Origin of the sequence: Okeania sp. SIO2C2, from assembly GCF_010692625.1 — a bacterium.
Lineage (GTDB): Bacteria > Cyanobacteriota > Cyanobacteriia > Cyanobacteriales > Microcoleaceae > Okeania > Okeania hirsuta.
The window spans coordinates 333,558-335,489 of the sequence record NZ_JAAHGM010000009.1 but is presented as its reverse complement, the minus strand read 5'-3'; the positions used below and the strand labels follow the sequence as shown (position 1 = coordinate 335,489).

The following is a 1,932-nucleotide window of genomic DNA, read 5'->3' as shown; positions in this document are numbered from 1 at the left end:
GAACGATGGGTTAATAAATACAATAAAGTTGCACCTAAACTATATAAATCTGAAGCACAATAAGCTTTTCCTTGTAACTGTTCTGGCGGCATATATCCAATAGTTCCGACAAAGGTTCCACTGAAAGAAATTGTCTGACGATAAATATCTTTAACTGCCCCAAAATCTACTAAAAATACTTGACCATCAGGTTGTAAAATAATATTTTCTGGTTTAATATCCCGGTGAATTATTGGAGGATTTAATTGATGTAAATAACTGAGGATTTTTAAAATTTGAATCGCCATATTTTTAACTTGTATTTCTGTCGGATGCCAACCTTTTTCCACACAAGTTGCTAAAGAATTTCCCCACACTAACTCACGAATTAAATAAAAACATCTATCTTGCTCTGTATCAATATAAAAATAATTCAAATATTTAGGAATTTGAGGATGATATAAATTGGCGATAACTTTAGCCTCCCTCTCAAAAAGTTCTAATATTTTCCAGTCTTTTGCTTGTTGAAAAGAAACAGCTTTCAGTGCTACTCGCTGATAATTTGTCAGGTCTTCTGCTTCATAAGTAATTCATTCCTCCTTTTCCCAAAGTAGTAACAATGCGATATCGTTGAGCAATAATATCATTAGGTTGATGTAGGGTCATGTTCACTATCCTGTCAAAAAATATTTATTCTATTTCACTCCTGACTAACTCAGATTAATCCAATATTTTCCTGATTTTTAGACCTTTTTATGGGGTTTTAATTGTTTGATAAAATCTCTAATTTCAGCAATTACCCACTCTTTTTCTATTCTATTCATAGAATGGCCAAACTTACATTCACCCAAAAACGTAGACGTTTTTTTTCCAACTTTACATAAAAACGTGATAACTTCTCTACTACTTTGAAAATCCTGATCAATATAAACTCGCATTATATCTTCTGTTTTAGCTGTAATTGTATGACTAAATATCCAATAACTCCAGTTAATCAAGAACTTATTTTGATGTATTTTGATATGAGTTTTATGGAAACACTCAAATAATATATATAAGAAAAGAGGGGTAACTATTAATGAAAAAAGTAGCCACAGAATTATATGGTCTGTTGGGGATGACGCAGAACAGTATAAATAACTAAAAAATAATAGAAAAGGCATAAATATAAATAAAACTAGCTCCGCTTTTTCTCCTAACGGAGATGGAATATCTATAATTAAACTTGTAGATGTTTTTTTCAGAGTTACTTCACTGCCTTCAGGTTTTTGATGAGAGTATTGAACTGAAGAGGAAGCAGAATAAATCATTTCTGACTTATTACAAAGTACATTCAAAGCTGCTGTTGCCGACTGAAATCTATCTTCCCACATCGGTTCTAATATTACTTCTAACCAATTCATAAATTCTGGTGAAATTTTCACACAAGAACTAATATCTATTTTCATTCTTTTTTGAGGCAATTCATCTGGAGAACGATGGGTTAATAAATACAATAAAGTTGCACCTAAACTATATAAATCTGAAGCACAATAAGCTTTTCCTTGTAACTGTTCTGGCGGCATATATCCAATAGTTCCGACAAAGGTTCCACTGAAAGAAATTGTCTGACGATAAATATCTTTAACTGCCCCAAAATCTACTAAAAATACTTGACCATCAGGTTGTAAAATAATATTTTCTGGTTTAATATCCCGGTGAATTATTGGAGGATTTAATTGATGTAAATAACTGAGGATTTTTAAAATTTGAATCGCCATATTTTTAACTTGTATTTCTGTCGGATGCCAACCTTTTTTCACCCAATTTGCTAAGGAATTTCCCCACACTAATTCACGAATTAAATAAAAGCATCTATCTCTCTGTGTATCAATATAAAAATAATTCAAATATTTGGGAATTTGAGGATGATGCAAATTGGCAATAACTTTAGCTTCCCTCTCAAAAAGTTCT

2 protein-coding genes are annotated in these 1,932 nt (G+C 31.4%); both read right to left on the bottom strand.

Features of this window, described 5'->3' with window-relative positions:
* Positions 1–524, bottom strand: a 524-nt coding sequence (locus F6K18_RS10685) for a serine/threonine-protein kinase (protein ID WP_287520745.1), incomplete at its 3' end; no start/stop codon positions are given.
* A 198-nt stretch (positions 525–722) separates the two neighbouring features.
* Positions 723–1,932: serine/threonine-protein kinase (locus F6K18_RS10680; protein WP_287520720.1), on the bottom strand; the 1,210-nt coding region annotated here is incomplete at its 5' end.